Origin of the sequence: Vitiosangium sp. GDMCC 1.1324, from assembly GCF_003044305.1 — a bacterium.
Lineage (GTDB): Bacteria > Myxococcota > Myxococcia > Myxococcales > Myxococcaceae > Archangium.
This window is the reverse complement of the sequence record NZ_PZOX01000012.1, coordinates 352,250-365,778: the sequence shown is the minus strand read 5'-3', so window position 1 is coordinate 365,778 and position 13,529 is coordinate 352,250. Positions and strand designations below refer to the sequence as shown.

The window sequence follows — 13,529 nt, the reverse complement described above, 5'->3', positions numbered from 1 at the left end:
CACCGTCCTCCGCGTCCCGCCGGGCCGGAAAATTCGACGAGGGGCGGGTGACGCCCACCCGCGCGATGCCCACCCTCCAAGCGGGAGGCGACCATGCAACATGCGCGAGTCCATCCAACCCAGGAGTCCCCTCGGAAGCCCTCGGGAATACCAACGCTCGAGGCGGAAAAGCCCTTCGAGCCGGGGAAGAAATACGTCGACAGGCTGCTCGGCGATACACGAGACGCGCAGGGCAACCCCCGATACAGCGCCAGCATGAGCCGGCTGCTCGCCATCACCTCGGGGTGGGCCTATTCGGATGCGGAGATGCTCTCCAACGTCCTGCACCGCAATGGCCTGCGGAACAACCGCTGCGAGTACATTGGCGTCGTCAACGACGCGCTCTTCGTGTTCGCCAAGGCCTACTTCATCCAGAGTGAGGGGGGGCGGCTGGGCATCCTCTGCTTCCGGGGCACGGAGCCATCCAACATCCTCAACTGGATGACGGACGCGAGCGTGAATCCGGAGACGTTCCTCACGGACCTGGAGGGAAAGGGGATGGTCCACGGCGGCTTCTATCGCAACGTGATGGCCGTGTGGCCCTCCATCCTGAGCAGCCTCGAGAAGGCGCTCCAGGGTCAAGCCGTCACCCAGCCGCCAGAGGGGGCGGACGTCATCGCGTTGCCGGACAAGGGCCGGGCGCAGTCCCGGGAGCCGATGCTCCACCCGATGGAGGCGCTCTACATCACCGGGCACAGCCTGGGTGCGGCCATGGCCACCCTGGCCGCGGCGCTGCTCTACCAGGGCGTCGACCGGGAGTCTGAGTCCTATGTCCAGCTCCGGCGAGTGCTGCGAGGCATCTACACCTACGGGCAGCCGCTGGTCGGCGACGAGGCGTTCGCCGAACAGTGCGAGGAGGTCGCTCCGCGAATCTTCCGGCACGTCTACAAGAACGACATCGTGCCTCGCCTGCCGCCACGGGCCACGGGCAAGTTCAAACACTTCGGCCAGGAGTACCGCTGGCGGGATGAAACACAGCAGTGGGAGTACAGCCAGGAGGACGTGTCACAGGCGAGGACCGTCGTCCTGAGCTCGGTCATCGGTGTGTTCGGCTGGCTCGGGCAGCAATTCGAATTGCTGCGAAAGCTCAAGCTCAAGCTCCCCTACTCCTGGGAGGCCCACTCGCCGGTCCACTACATGAGCACCACCATCCAGCAGACGCCTCTGCAGCGCGCGGAGTTCGGCTGAGCGCACGAACACGAAGGGCCCCGCCTCGAGTGAAGCGGAGCCCTTTCGGAGAACGGTACCTGGCAGCGGGAGCTGCTACCCGAAGAGCTCCTTCACCTTGTCGAAGAAGTTCTTCGACTGCGGGTGCGCATCCTCGCCGCTCAGCTCGGAGAACTTCTCGAGCAGCTCGCGCTGCTTGGACGACAGCCCCGTCGGCGTCTCCACGATGACGCGCACGTGCTGGTCCCCGCGCTGCCCGCTGTGCAGGTGCGGAACGCCCTTGCCCTTGAGCCGGAACACCTTGCCCGACTGCGTGCCCTCGGGGACGGTCATCTTCACCTTCCCGTCCAGCGTGGGCACGTCAATCTTCGCGCCCAGCGCCGCCTGGGTGAAGGAGATGGGCACCTCGCAGAAGACGTCGTAGTCCTCGCGCTGGAAGAGCGGGTGCTCGCGCACGATGACCGTCACGTACAGGTCTCCCGGAGGCCCGCCCCGGTCACCCGGCTCGCCCAGGCCGCCCAGCCGCACCCGCGTCCCGTTGTCCACGCCCGCGGGGATGTTCACCTCGATGACGTCCTCGCTGGGCACCTTGCCCGAGCCCCGGCACTTGCTGCACGGGTCCGGCACCACCGCGCCCGTGCCACCGCAGTCCGAGCACGGCCGGGACACCGCGAAGAAGCCCTGGGTGAAGCGCAGCTCGCCCGTGCCGCCGCACGTGCCGCACGGCTTGGGCGCCGAGGCGCTCTTGCTGCCCGTGCCACTGCACGTGTCGCACTTCTTCGGGCGCGGAATCGGCACCTTCGGCCGGCAGCCGAACGCCGCCTCCTCGAAGGAAATCTCCAGGTTGAAGCGCAGGTCCGCGCCCCGGTTGCTCACCCGGCCGCGGCCCCCCCGCCCACCGAAGATGTCTCCGAAAATCTCTCCGAAGATGTCGTTGATGTTGACGCCCTGGAACCCGCCGAAGGGGTCTCCCCCCGCCGCCCCGCCCACGCCCGCATGGCCGAAGCGGTCGTAGCGCGCCCGGCGCTCGGGGTCGCTCAGCACCTCATAGGCCTCGGAGGCTTCCTTGAACTTCTCCTCGGCCTCCTTGTTTCCGGGGTTCCGGTCCGGGTGGTACTGCAGGGCGACCTTCCGGAACGCGCTCTTCAGCTCCTGTCCCGAGACATTCTTCTGGACCCCGAGTACCTCGTAGTAGTCGCGCTTCTGGCCCGCCGCCGCTGGCATTGCGTTCAAACCCCTGGATTTATTGGACTTTCGACGCCCGAATAGTCTTCGAAACCACTATAACGCAGGCGGAAGGCCCGGCAATCCGGACCCGCCCCGGCGGAGGGGGCGGGCCCACGGGTCGAACGTTCGAAACCGGAGGGCTCAGACCGTCCAGACGCGGTTGGCGGTGAGCTCCATGCGGGCGAGCCGCCGCTTGAGCACCGGATCGATCGCTCCCCGGCTGCGAGCCCATTTGGGCACGACGAAGTGGAGCTCCGCGTTGTAGAGCTTGGCGGCGCTGGACAGCAGGCTCCAGCGGTTCTCCGTAGTGGGGTCCTCCACCATGCTGGGGGTGACGATCTCCAGGATGATGGGAGTGCGGGCCGAGTCGGACTGGCGGCAGGTGAAGTCCGGCCGATGGTCCTCGATGGTGCCCGAGAGCACGGGTGGTGGCATGAAGCCGGGCAGGCGGGCCTTGATGTCCGTGCAGCCGATGGTTCGGAAGTACTCCGCCATCAGCCACAGGAGCCGGCGGCGCTCTTCATCCTCGACGACCGGCTCACAGCCCGGACTGAACAGCGTCTCTTTCCCAGTGTTGTTGGTGTCCATGGCTAGCGGAAAGCTGTCCGCCGCTTCCCGCTGGAGCAATGAAAGGGCCAGGGCGGGACACCTGCCGGGCGGCAGGCCGGGCGGGCGGGCATAAGGCTTTGCCCGGGGGGCTTTCCAGTGCGAGAGTGCGCGCTCCGCCGTGGCCCCCCGTTCTTCACCCAACGTCTACCGCCGCCTGCTGGGCTACCTGCTCCCGTACCGGCGCCTGCTGCTGGCCGGCCTGGCCGCCTCACTCGTGGCCGCGAGCGCCACGTCCGCCTACGCCTGGTTGGTGGGCCCGCTGCTACGCGCCGTGCTGACGGGAACGCCCGTGGAGCTCGCCGGCTTCAAGCTGCCGGGCGAGCACATGCTCCGAGTCCTGCCCCTGCTGGTGGTGGCGGTGGCGGCGGTGAAGGCGACGGCGGGCTTCCTCCAGGGCGGGTGGATGCAGCGGCTGGGGCAGCGGGTGATGGCGGACCTGAGGGCCTTCCTCTACGCGCGGCTGCTGTCCCAGCCTCCGGCCTTCTTCGAGCGGCAGCACTCGGGCGAGCTGCTCACGCGCTTCACCGCGGACGTGCCGCTGGTGGAGTTCGCGGTGACGCAGGCCCTGTCCTCCTACGTGAAGGACGGGCTGCAGATTCTGGCGCTGCTCGCCACGTGCCTGCTCATCGACGCGAAGCTCTTCCTGCTCACCTTCGTGGTGATGCCGCTCACGGTGCTGCCGGTGCGCAGCTTCGCGCGCTCGCTGAAGAAGGTGGCCAACCGCTCGCAGACGAGCCTCGGTGCCCTCACCGCGCTCACCGGGGAGCAGCTCCAGGCGCTCCCCGTGGTGCAGGCGTATGGAGGCGCGCCCCGGGCCCTGAAGACCTTCGAGGCCGAGTCGGAGCGCTACCTCGGGGAGATGCGCCGCTCGCTCTTCCTGCGCGGCGCGTACAGCCCCACGGTGGAGGTGATGGGGATTCTGGGCGTGGCGGTGGCGGTGTCCTGGGGCGCGCGGGCCATCTCCGTGGACCCGTCTCTGTCGGGGCGGCTGCTGTCCTTCATCGCCGCCACGCTGCTGCTCTACCAGCCGGTGAAGTCGCTCAGCGGCACGCTCTCGCAGGTGATCACCGGACTGGTGAGCGCCGAGCGCCTCTTCGCGCTGGCGGACGCGCCGGTGCCGCCGGACGAGGGCGGGGAGGCCGGGCCCCTCGCGCGGGCGCTGACGCTCGAGGGCGTGCGTGCCACGTACCCGGACGGCCGGGAGGCGCTGCGCGGGGTGGACGTCACGGTGCCGGCGGGCGCGCGGGTGGCGCTGGTGGGGTCCTCGGGGGCGGGCAAGACGACGCTCTTCTCCGTGCTGCTGGGCTTCGTCCCCCCGAGCGGCGGCACGGTGCGCTGGGACGGCACGCCGCTGACGGAGCTCAAGCCCTCCAGCGTGCGAGCCCAGATGGCGTGGGTGCCGCAGGAGCCGGTGCTCTTCTCGGGCAGCGTGCGGCACAACCTGCTGCTGGGGCGGCCCGAGGCCCGTGACGAAGAGCTGTGGGAGGCGCTGCGGCTGGCGCATGCGGAGGACTTCGTGCGCGCCCTGCCCGGTGGCCTGGACGAGCCGGTGGGCGAACGTGGTGCGCGCCTGTCCGGCGGACAGAAGCAACGCCTGGCCTTGGCGAGGGCCTTCCTACGCCGGCCCTCGGTGCTGTTGCTGGACGAGCCCACCAGTGCCCTGGACGCCCAGAGCGAGGCCGCGGTGGGCGAGGGCCTGGCGGCGCTGATGCGGGGGCGCACGGTGCTCGTCATCGCCCACCGCCTCTCGACGGTGCGGGACGCGGACCTCATCGTCGTGCTGGAGGCCGGCCGGGTGGTGGAGGCGGGCACGCACGAGGAGCTCTCCGCCCGGGGTGGCCGTTACGCCCAGCTCCTGGGCGAGGGCACTGTCACCGGCTGAACGCGGGCCCGCGGCCGCCCTCCTGTCCCCCGTCCCAGCCTCCAGCCCGAGGCTGCTCTGGTGGCCTTGCCATCAGTCAAGCAATCCACACCAGTCTGCCAATCCTGGAATTCCGTGCGGAGACGGTATATTCCTTCTATCATGCTGTTCCCGACCCGGCCGAACGTCCTCCCCGGACTCATCCTCGCCACGCTGCCTCCCGTGGTGGTGGGGGGCTTCGGACTCGCCTTCCTGTCGTTCGTGGGAGGGCGCGCCGAGGCGTGGCGGCTGGCGGACGCCGCGGGGCCCTACAGCCTGCTGATGGCGGTGGCGGTGCTGGGCGTGACGCTCGCACTGTCGGCACTGCTGAGCATGGGCACGCGATGGCACTCGCCGCTGGTGATGCTGGTGGGGCTCGCGACGCTGCCGTGGTTGCTGGGCATCGCGGGCACCCAGGAGGCGATGGAAAAGGTGCTGGCGGCACTGCCGGACGCGGGCAGCGGGGACGCGCTCGCCGTGCTGGTGGCGGGCACGGGCGAGGCGATGGTGACGCGCCTGGTGGGCGCCTGGATGAGCGCGGCGCTGCTGGTGGCCGTGGCGGTGGGGCTCGCGATGCGGCTCGAGCGGGCGACGCTCCTGGGAGAGGGGACCGGCAGGCTGCTGGGCGCCGGGCTGAGCCTGACGCTGGGGGGCACCGCGCTGCTGGTGGCGCTCGAGGCACACCACCTCTTCGAGCGGCTCACCACGCTCGCCACACAGGCCCCGGAGGCGCGCGCCGAGCACGTCGCCGCGGGCACCGAGAAGCTCATGCGGTTGCAGGAGCTGCGCTCGGCCATGCTGGGGGCCCTGGTCGTCCTGGCGCTGGCGCTCATCTGCTGGCAGCTCCTGCTGCGCCCGGAGGCCGTGACGCGGTGGGTGGGGAGCCTCCTGCTGACAGCGCTCGCCGCGATGGTGCTGGTGCTGGATGCGCGCCCGATGCAGCTCGCCGCCGAGGGGGCCCGGGAGGCGGATGTCTCGCACACCCTGTTGCCGATGCTGGCGCCCAACGGCCCGAAGCTCGCGCGTGGAGACGTGCCGCCCGGGCCCTATGATGTCCCGACACCGGGCATCCGCTCCGAGCGGTGAGGATGGGACCCGCGCGGGCGCCCGCCGCCGTCAGATGAGCCAGAGCAGCAGCGCCACGCCCAGCACGAGGCCCACCCCGAGGACGATGAGCATGGTCAGGCCTTCCACCTTCTGCCTGCGGATCATGACCGGGTCGATGGCGGAGACCGGAGCGGGCTGCGGGGCCTGAGTGGGCTGCGGGGCCGCAGCGGGCTGCGGGGCCGCAGCGGCGGGAGTGGAAGCAGGAGACACGGGCGCGGGCGCGGCGGGAGCGGTGGGCACGGGTACGGCGCTCGCGTTTCCAGCGAGGATGAGGCCCTGACGCGCGAGCGCGAGCACACGCTGGATGTGGAGGATGTACCGGTCGCCGCCCTGGTAGTCCTCAAGCGCGAGCGCGGCGCGCAACATCCGAGCGGGGATGGGCTGGTCATCCGGGTGGACGACACTGGCCTCGGTGCGCACGGCACCGACCTGCTCGACGCGGCCGGTGCGCAGGCCCACGCCGCTCATCCAGACGCAGTGCTCGCCCAGCAGCGTGAGCTCCTGCCGCTGCACCTTCCCCTCGCGGTCGACGAAGGAGAGCAGCTCCGCGCCCTGGGGGGACAGGTGCCAGACGGAGCGCTGGCCGTCGTCACCGGGAGGCCCTTCCACCGGGCGCGCCTCGTACAGCGCCAGCACCGCGACCTTCAATCTCTCCGACGACGGTTCGCTCATGGGCGAGCGCGAGCCTAGGGTCGGACAGGGCGGAAACGGAAGGTGCTCGTGGGCAGGCCCGAGTCCCTTGGAAGCGTGTGGGACGGGTCGGGCATGCCGCTGGCTCCCTGGCCGGTCTCCTCGACGGCGGCCCGAGCAGACGGGCGGGGGCGTCCCTATGGTTGGAACGGAGGTGCCCGCACATGGCGATCATCATCCCCGATACACCCATCGAGGCGCCCTTCGTGGTGCCCGAGAACCGCCCGGAGGTGACGGAAGAACCGGAGCCTCGGGGCACGACGTCCGATCCGCGCTTCCCCGACGTGAGCTGGGATGGTTGGGCCCAGCACGGCGGAGGCCACGTGCCCGAGGACTACGAGTGGACCAGCAACCCCAAGCAGTTCCAGGACGATCTGATGGGAGAGTGGATCCCCCCGTCATGAGTCACGTGCCTCCTCGCCCGCTGGGCGCTACGGTGCGCACCCCATGAGTCGCTCCCGCTCCAAGCAGATGGATTTCGTCCACCAATTCGAGGGTGCGCAGGTGCTCGACGGGCTGTTGGAGCTCGCGGGCACCTCGCATGACAGCCTCACCGTGCTGGCGCACATGCGGCAGGCCCACGCCGAGGGACGCACCTCGCAGGAGGTGATTCCCGGCCTCTTCGAGCATGAGCCGCGCTTCGGCTCCCCCGAGCTGGCGCGCCGCCTCTTCCAGAACCTGTTGGGCCTGTGGGACCTGGTGGAAGAGGGCAAACCGGTGCGGCTGGAGGAGGGCCCTCGGGCGCCGAAACCGAAGAAGCAGAAGACGGAGCCACCGAGACCCTTCGCGCCGGGAGAGCCGGACACGGCATTCGTGGAAGCGGCCTGGCGTTATCTGGAAGACGACGCAAAGGCGCGGACCCGGCTGCACGATGCGTTCGAAAACAAGCAGGACGCACTGCTGGGCGTGCTTGACGCCGCGGGGCTCACAGACGAAGGATACGGAGTCGCCCGCCACCTGCTCTTCGAGCTGCACGCCATGCTGGAGCTCGGTTGGCCGCAGGGGCTGGCGAGCGTGGCTCCAGAAGCGATGGAAGCGCCGGGCACGGAGGCTTCGCCCGTGCCCTCGGCCCTCACCGCGTACGCGGACGAGGCGTTGTTCGAGGCGGAGCAGGACGAGGAGCACCCCCTGTCACCCGAGGAGCTGGCGAAGGTTCGCACCCTGGTGAAGCGCGGAGGGGAAGCGCTGTGGAGTGCTCGGAAGGGAAAGTGAAGAATGGCACGTGACAAGGACGACGGTGGGGGTGGCGGGGGCTTCTCCGGAAAGCGGACGAAGAGCTGGCGGGAGATCGACGCATCGCGCGGCAAGGGCCGCGGGCACACCTCCCGGCAGGACGACCCGGCACAGCAGCGCATCGAGCGCAGCGCGTCCTACCAGAAGTACAAGGCGGCGGCGGACGCGCTCTTCACGGGCGGGGAGCTGCCCGAGGGCCTGGCGAAGACCTTCGATCCCGAGGGCAAGCGCAAGGCGCAGAAGCAGGCGATGCAGAAGCTGATGGAGTCCGCGGAGGACCCGAGGGCGTGGGCGCAGGGGGTGGTGGACTACCTGGAGAAGTACCCCGAGCTGCCCGAGGACCCGTACTTCCTGGACAGCCTGCTGGGCCATCCGCGCGAGCGCATCGCCGACAAGGCGCTGGGCAAGCTGGAGGAGATGGAGGCCGGGGGCAAGCTGGTGAAGGCGAAGCTGCCCAAGAGCCTGGATCAGCGGCTCAAGGGCATCGAGCTCACCAGCTCGGACCCGGACACGCAGAGCCGGGCGAAGGTGCTGCGCGAGAAGCTGCGCGCCTGAGGAACACCGCTCAGCACTCGTGAGCCATGTCCTGCCCAGCTCCAGGGCAGGACGGAACACGCGTCCCTCGGCCCCTGGGCCTCATCAACGCAGGGGGAGCTCGAGGAAATCGGCCTCGCCATACCCCAGCCGGTGGACCGTCTCGACGAAGCGCTCACTGCCAACGATGACGTTGGTGAAGTCGGACAAGCGGAACACGTCGGTGTCGGCGGGCAGTGAGGCCGCATCCAGGATGGGTACCTCTGGAAGCCGGACGGCGTCCCGGCCACAGCGAACACAGGGGGGCTGCCGCTCTGGAGGAAGGCAATCGGGGTGCAAGCGCCCGTGGAGCGCGAGTTGCAGCTCCATCAACTCTGGGGCGTTCTTCTGTCGGAAGCGCAGCTCCGTTGGACCGCCCTGGAGACCTCGCAACCCTTCCGCCCGTAACCGCTCCAACGCTTCGCGGCGCATCAGCAGCGTCCATGGATTCTGCATGAGCAGTTCGCCGAACTGCCCCCAGGCCTTACCCACCAGGGGACCGAAAGGTGTCCCCGGGCGCAGCAACGCGCCCTCGGGCGCGAACAACCGCACCCGTTCCCGCAACCGCTCGAACTTCGAGTAATCCGGCTCCAGCCGCGCCTCCTCGAGCTCCTTGGCTTCTGGGAGAGCAGCCAGGTCCACACACGGCCATGAGTCCGAATCCACGCCCCAGGTGGCGTGACACATGGGACAGGTGACACCGGGCAGCCGCCACTTGCGTACGGCGCTGTACTCGCCGGAGTAGCGCGGCGTCTTCACGTCCTTCAGCCGGTAGAACCTCAACGACTACCTCACCGTGAGAAACGGGCAGGGCAACGCCACCCGCCCGTAGTACGGAAGGATGGGACCATCAATGCCGAAGCGGTGGATCAGCTCCCCGGCATAGCGCCAGATCTCCTCCTTCGTCGCGGTGCCATTGAGGTCAATGAATTGCCGCCACGCGGCGTTCCATGGGCCACCTCTCGCCCCCAAATGGATGCGATCATGGACATGCGCCTCAAGAAGCATCGTCTCTTCATGGATGTTGATGCCCTTGATCTTGAACCACTCCTTGAACTCCTGAGGAAAGATGTGGTGCTTGACGAGGCGGCCAGGGCCCGCGACGTGCTCCTGGATGGCCAACTGCACTCCCGGCGGGAGTAGCGGCTTACGGTCGTGGTTGTGCCAGGGAATGACAAAGACGGGGAGCCGGTCTTCGGGTAGCCCTTGGGCGCTTCCCCAATATCTGCTGGCACTGGCACTGCTGGAGGTAGGAGGCGGAGCCAACATGACGCCACCGCCACCTCGAGCAAGGATGACCTTTCCGGCGCCTCCGGCACCTGGAGACACATCCTCACAGCGGAAGAGCGCACATGCGGATTGAGACTCGCTGCACAGCAGGGTCAGGCACTCTGCATCCCCTCCCCGGTTTTCCTCCCCATCCACCCAATCGGAGATTGGGCTTGGCGGCGCGACCCCTGCTCGCGAATCGATCGTCGAGGCAGCACAAGCCGACAGCAGTCCGCTCAGGAGATGAATCAGAAGAACAATGCGCCTTCCCAATCCGCCCACAATCACCACCTTTCAAGTGAATCACCCAGTCATACTGGAGGGGCTGGCGGCGAAGGGAAAGCTGCTGGTGAAGACGAAGGTGCCCAAGAGCCTGGATCAGCGGCTCAAGGGCATCGAGCTCACCAGCTCGGACCCGGACACGCAGGGCCGGGCGAAGGCGCTGCGCGAGAAGCTGCGCGCTTGAAGCAGCCTCCCGCGAGGTGACCCCTCTCCACCGAGGGAGAGGGGAGCTGGCTCACCGGTTGATGACGAAGCCGCAGGCGGAGTCGAGCACCACCTTCGCTCCCGCCAGTGCCGTCAACAACCGCTCGTAGTGGGTGCGCTCGGCGGACAGCTGCGTCTCCACCGCCTTCTCCGCCAACCCCTGGTGCGTCAGCGACAGGCGCATCCGCTCCAGTGCCGCGTCGCGCTCGGCCTCAATCGCCTTGCGCGCCCGCGTCTGCAGCTTCGTGAGATCCGCCTCCGCGGCCTTCTGCGCCACCGGTACGCCCTTCTCCACGAACTCACCGAAGCCCGGGAAGACGCGCAGCAGCTCGTCGCCCTTGAGCGCCTTGCCCTCGGTCTCCAGCGCGGGCAGCACCGCCGTATCCGCCTTCGGACCCGTGGGGCTCTCCACCACCGCCACGTGCACCAACGTGCGCTCCAGGAAGCGGGCAATCTGCCGGCTCGGCACGCGCGCTCCCGGCGAGGTGTCCTCGGGCTCCGGCATCTGCACGTGGTAGAGCAGTTCCACGCCCTTGGCCTTCATCGGCCCGCGCTTCTCGATGAAGCGCGCCCCGCTCCGCCCGTACGGGCCGTCCCTCAGGAAGCCGAACAGCGCCTCGACGATCGGGTGGCCCGTCGCGAAGTACTCCAGCTCCTCGGCCTCCACCGCCGTGTCGCGCCAGAAGGTGCCCAGCACCGTCCGGTCCTCGTTGATGTCGATGCCCGGCAGGCCCTCCACCTTCAGCGCGTGCCCGAACTGGAACGCGCACTGGAACGCGTCCACCTGCTCGTCCGTGTCCACGCCAATTCCCACCCGGCGCGCCAGCTCCGTCACCGACTCCTCGAGCCGCTCGTCCAGGTCTCTCGCCACGCTCCACAGGCCCTCTTCGAGGCTCGACTCCTCTTCCTCCTCGTCGGCCTCCACGCCCATGCGCTCCTGGGCCCGCGTCACCAGCCTTGCCACCGCGTCCTTGTCGAACGAGCGGATGTCCAGCAGCGGGTCATACGCACGCTTCACCTGCGCTCGCGCCGCCTCCACCTTCCCCTTCAGCTCCGAGGCGTAGGCCATGCGCGACTCGCGCGGCAGCAGCGCCAGCTCGGTGAGCCGCTCCTCCACCTCCTCCAGCACCGCGTCCAGGCCGCCCACCGTCTCGCCAAACACGCCCACCGCGTCCGCCAGCAGCATCAACACGTCCGACGCCAGCGTGCCCGCCGGGTCGAAGACGTGGATCTCCACCGGGTGGTTCTGCCCGATGCGGTCCAGTCGGCCGATGCGCTGCTCCACCGTGGACGGGCTCCACGGCAGATCGTAGTGCACCAGGTGGTGCGCGAACTGGAAGTTGCGGCCCTCGCCGCCCACTTCGGTGCACAACAGCACCTTCGGGCCCTCGGGGTCTCGGAAGCGAGCCACCTGCCGGTCCCGCTCCACCATCGGCAGGTCACCATGGTAGGCGAGCGCCTCCACGCCCTCGCGGCCCAGCTCCGCGCGCAGGGCCTCCAGCGTATCGCGGCTCTCGGTGAACACGAGCACCTTGGCACCCGGATCCGAGCCCCAGATGCCACGCAGTACCTGCTGGAAGGCGCTGAACTTCGCATCGCGCGTGGGCAGCTTGAGGCTCCCGGCCACGCTCGCCAGGGCCTTGTTGGTGCGCAGGGCCTCGCCAAAGGCGGCGGGGCTCGACTCCAGCCGGCGCAACAGGTTGGCCAGTGGCGCTCCGCGCAGGTTCGACGAGGCGAGCGCGGCCAGGGCGGCGTCGCGCGTCTTCAGCTCCTCGGCGGACAGCTGCACCGGGTGCCGGTGCAGGCGGCGCGTGGAGAAGCCTCCCACCACCGCGCGCCGGTTGCGCACCAGCCGGTCGGACAGGCTGTACGTCTCCGCCAGGTGCTGCAGCAGCGCGTCCCGCTCCTTCAGGGCCTTGAGCTTCGGGTCATCCGGGAAGCGCGTAGCCAGGGCCTTCACCGCGCCCGCTGCGTCCTTGCCCTCAAGCAGCCCGCGCACCGCGGCGCTCAGCTCCTCCTGGCGCGCCAGCCGCTGCTCGAACCCCTTCACCGTGGGCGCCGTCGCCGCGTCGATGAGCGTGAGCAGCCCGTGGTACTCGGCCGGGTCCAACTGCATGGGCGTCGCCGTCAGCAGCAGCAGGCCCCAACTGTTGCGAGCCAGTCCCTCGGCGGCCTCGAAGGCCTTCTCACCCTTGAGGTGGTGCGCCTCGTCGATGATGACCAGGTCCCAGAAGGCGTCCTCGTCGGCCACGGACTCGCGGTGCTCCTCGCCGCGCGCGAGCATCTCCAGGCTCGTCACCACCAGCGGGAAGCGCGCCCACGGGGACACCGTCGGCATCTCCTTGAGCGACTGCGCGTAGCGCTCCGAGTCCATCAGCGTGAAGAGCTGGTTGAACTTGTGGAAGAGCTCCACCAGCCACTGCACGGTGAGGTGGCTCGGCGCTACCACCAGCACCCGCCGCGCGAGGCCCGACAGGCGCAGGGCGCTGAACACCATGCCCGCTTCAATCGTCTTGCCCAGGCCCACCTCGTCGGCGAGCACGAAGCGCGGCCGGCGCGCGCTCAGCACCCGCTGCACCACGCCCACCTGGTGCGGCTTCACCATCACCCGGCTGGCCAGCAACGCGCCCAGCGCGTCACAGCGCCGCTCGTCGTCCAGCACCAGCGCCTGCTTGCGCAGGGAGAAGGCTCGCGCGTCCCCTACCCGGCCCTCGCGCAGCGTGGAGAGGAGATCCGAGCGCGGCGCCAGCGCGTGCACCTCGGACTCGGGCATCTCGTCCTCCTCGCCCGTGTCCGCATAGCGGATGACGTAGCGGCGCAGCCCTCGGGCGCCCTCCTCCTCGCCCAGCACGGTGGCGCGCCGGCCCTTGGCCGTCTGCACCGGCTCGCCCTTCGTCAGCACGTAGGACACCAGCGCTCCACCCTTGGTGGACACCAGCACCGGCTCCCCCTCCCGGGCGGGAAAGAGGACGAGCGCCTTGGCGCCCGCGTCCTGCAGCTCGAGAAGATGCCCCACGCCCCACTCGGGCTGCGGGAGATAGCGAACCTTGTTGCCTGGTACGAAGGACATGGTCGGAAACGGACCCTCGACGAATGTGAAAAGGGGGTTCGCTCATAACCCCGGAGAACCCCCGCGGCCATCCCGAGAACCCCTTGGATTCCGGTGCGGCCTCGTACTCCGGTGCGACGCCGCTGTCATCCATCCGACACCTACCCGACCCACGAGGGC

Annotated in this window: 13 protein-coding genes; 7 read left to right on the top strand and 6 right to left on the bottom strand. The window is 69.3% G+C overall.

Going from position 1 to position 13,529, the window contains the following annotated elements; all coding sequences use genetic code 11:
• Positions 1 to 93 precede the first annotated feature (93 nt).
• The gene (locus DAT35_RS32075) at positions 94 to 1,227 is read left to right on the top strand and encodes a lipase family protein (RefSeq protein ID WP_108072116.1); all 1,134 of its coding nucleotides are present in this window, start codon (positions 94 to 96) and stop codon (positions 1,225 to 1,227) included.
• 75 nt (positions 1,228 to 1,302) lie between these two features.
• On the opposite strand, the gene dnaJ is transcribed toward DAT35_RS32075, so the two are convergent.
• Together dnaJ and DAT35_RS32065 are read right to left on the bottom strand one after the other, a co-directional pair.
• A complete protein-coding gene (gene dnaJ / locus DAT35_RS32070; RefSeq protein WP_108072114.1) occupies positions 1,303 to 2,430 on the bottom strand; it encodes a molecular chaperone DnaJ in 1,128 nt (375 codons plus the stop codon).
• Positions 2,431 to 2,574: 144 nt separating this feature from the next.
• Positions 2,575 to 3,021 carry a hypothetical protein gene (locus DAT35_RS32065; RefSeq protein ID WP_108072112.1) on the bottom strand — a complete coding sequence of 149 codons (447 nt, stop codon included), beginning with the start codon at positions 3,019 to 3,021 and terminating at the stop codon, positions 2,575 to 2,577.
• Between the two features lie 139 nt (positions 3,022 to 3,160).
• On the opposite strand from DAT35_RS32065, the gene DAT35_RS32060 reads away from it, so the two are divergent.
• Positions 3,161 to 4,924: an ABC transporter ATP-binding protein gene (locus DAT35_RS32060; protein ID WP_108072110.1), complete on the top strand. Its 1,764-nt coding sequence runs from the start codon at positions 3,161 to 3,163 to the stop codon at positions 4,922 to 4,924.
• A gap of 141 nt (positions 4,925 to 5,065) precedes the next feature.
• Positions 5,066 to 6,028 (top strand): hypothetical protein, encoded by a 963-nt coding sequence (locus DAT35_RS32055; protein ID WP_108072107.1) that lies wholly within the window; start codon positions 5,066 to 5,068, stop codon positions 6,026 to 6,028.
• A 30-nt stretch (positions 6,029 to 6,058) separates the two neighbouring features.
• On the opposite strand, the gene DAT35_RS32050 is transcribed toward DAT35_RS32055, so the two are convergent.
• Positions 6,059 to 6,721 (bottom strand): hypothetical protein, encoded by a 663-nt coding sequence (locus DAT35_RS32050; RefSeq protein WP_108072105.1) that lies wholly within the window; start codon positions 6,719 to 6,721, stop codon positions 6,059 to 6,061.
• Between the two features lie 182 nt (positions 6,722 to 6,903).
• Between DAT35_RS32050 and DAT35_RS32045 the strand changes: the two genes are divergently transcribed.
• The 3 genes from DAT35_RS32045 to DAT35_RS32035 are packed head-to-tail and all read left to right on the top strand — an operon-like array spanning position 6,904 to position 8,527.
• Positions 6,904 to 7,143 (top strand): hypothetical protein, encoded by a 240-nt coding sequence (locus DAT35_RS32045; RefSeq protein WP_108072102.1) that lies wholly within the window; start codon positions 6,904 to 6,906, stop codon positions 7,141 to 7,143.
• Positions 7,144 to 7,186: 43 nt separating this feature from the next.
• Positions 7,187 to 7,951 (top strand): hypothetical protein, encoded by a 765-nt coding sequence (locus tag DAT35_RS32040; protein WP_108072100.1) that lies wholly within the window; start codon positions 7,187 to 7,189, stop codon positions 7,949 to 7,951.
• Between the two features lie 3 nt (positions 7,952 to 7,954).
• Positions 7,955 to 8,527 carry a hypothetical protein gene (locus tag DAT35_RS32035; protein ID WP_108072097.1) on the top strand — a complete coding sequence of 191 codons (573 nt, stop codon included), beginning with the start codon at positions 7,955 to 7,957 and terminating at the stop codon, positions 8,525 to 8,527.
• An 84-nt stretch (positions 8,528 to 8,611) separates the two neighbouring features.
• On the opposite strand, the gene DAT35_RS32030 is transcribed toward DAT35_RS32035, so the two are convergent.
• Together DAT35_RS32030 and DAT35_RS32025 are read right to left on the bottom strand one after the other, a co-directional pair.
• Positions 8,612 to 9,328 carry a double-CXXCG motif protein gene (locus DAT35_RS32030; protein WP_108072095.1) on the bottom strand — a complete coding sequence of 239 codons (717 nt, stop codon included), beginning with the start codon at positions 9,326 to 9,328 and terminating at the stop codon, positions 8,612 to 8,614.
• A 3-nt stretch (positions 9,329 to 9,331) separates the two neighbouring features.
• Positions 9,332 to 10,096: a TIGR02269 family lipoprotein gene (locus DAT35_RS32025; protein ID WP_233261853.1), complete on the bottom strand. Its 765-nt coding sequence runs from the start codon at positions 10,094 to 10,096 to the stop codon at positions 9,332 to 9,334.
• Positions 10,097 to 10,112: 16 nt separating this feature from the next.
• Here DAT35_RS32025 and DAT35_RS59275 point away from each other — a divergent pair, with 16 nt between their 5' ends.
• Positions 10,113 to 10,280 (top strand): hypothetical protein, encoded by a 168-nt coding sequence (locus DAT35_RS59275; protein ID WP_158501979.1) that lies wholly within the window; start codon positions 10,113 to 10,115, stop codon positions 10,278 to 10,280.
• A gap of 51 nt (positions 10,281 to 10,331) precedes the next feature.
• Here the strand turns inward: DAT35_RS59275 and DAT35_RS32015 are convergent, their stop codons facing one another.
• Positions 10,332 to 13,370 (bottom strand): helicase-related protein, encoded by a 3,039-nt coding sequence (locus DAT35_RS32015; RefSeq protein ID WP_108072087.1) that lies wholly within the window; start codon positions 13,368 to 13,370, stop codon positions 10,332 to 10,334.
• Positions 13,371 to 13,529: the final 159 nt, after the last annotated feature.

Bases quoted from the DNA above. Each gene is read 5' to 3' on its own strand.
- DAT35_RS32075 (WP_108072116.1), top strand. From the start codon at position 94: ATGCAACATGCGCGAGTCCATCCAACCCAGGAGTCCCCTCGGAAGCCC.
- dnaJ (WP_108072114.1), bottom strand. From the start codon at position 2,430: ATGCCAGCGGCGGCGGGCCAGAAGCGCGACTACTACGAGGTACTCGGG.
- DAT35_RS32065 (WP_108072112.1), bottom strand. From the start codon at position 3,021: ATGGACACCAACAACACTGGGAAAGAGACGCTGTTCAGTCCGGGCTGT.
- DAT35_RS32055 (WP_108072107.1), top strand. From the start codon at position 5,066: ATGCTGTTCCCGACCCGGCCGAACGTCCTCCCCGGACTCATCCTCGCC.
- DAT35_RS32050 (WP_108072105.1), bottom strand. From the start codon at position 6,721: ATGAGCGAACCGTCGTCGGAGAGATTGAAGGTCGCGGTGCTGGCGCTG.
- DAT35_RS32045 (WP_108072102.1), top strand. From the start codon at position 6,904: ATGGCGATCATCATCCCCGATACACCCATCGAGGCGCCCTTCGTGGTG.
- DAT35_RS32040 (WP_108072100.1), top strand. From the start codon at position 7,187: ATGAGTCGCTCCCGCTCCAAGCAGATGGATTTCGTCCACCAATTCGAG.
- DAT35_RS32035 (WP_108072097.1), top strand. From the start codon at position 7,955: ATGGCACGTGACAAGGACGACGGTGGGGGTGGCGGGGGCTTCTCCGGA.
- DAT35_RS32015 (WP_108072087.1), bottom strand. From the start codon at position 13,370: ATGTCCTTCGTACCAGGCAACAAGGTTCGCTATCTCCCGCAGCCCGAG.